Source organism: Streptomyces sp. NRRL F-5122 (assembly GCF_001507435.1).
Lineage (GTDB): Bacteria > Actinomycetota > Actinomycetes > Streptomycetales > Streptomycetaceae > Streptomyces > Streptomyces lannensis.
Map to the genome: position 1 here is coordinate 1 of NZ_LMWH01000209.1, position 256 is coordinate 256.

Genomic DNA, 256 nt, shown 5'->3' on the forward strand with positions numbered 1-256 from the left:
GTCCCCGGCCTCGACACCTCCACCCAAGCCCTCGTCGCCAAGTACCGCGAGCTCAGGAAGAAGTGAACTGACATGCAGATCGGACTCATCGGCCTTGGCAAGATGGGTGGCAACATGCGCGAGCGGATCCGCCGCGCGGGCCACACCGTCGTCGGCTACGACCGCAACCCCGAGGTCTCCGACGTCAAGCACCTCGCCGAACTGGTCGAGAAGCTCGAGGCGCCCCGCGTGGTGTGGGTGATGGTCCCGGCAGGCG

The 256-nt window shown here is 67.2% G+C and carries 1 protein-coding gene; it reads left to right on the forward strand.

The features are described 5' to 3' along the window. Positions 1-72: 72 nt before the first annotated feature. Positions 73-256: NAD(P)-binding domain-containing protein (locus ADL25_RS20385; protein ID WP_159044961.1), on the forward strand; the 184-nt coding region annotated here is incomplete at its 3' end.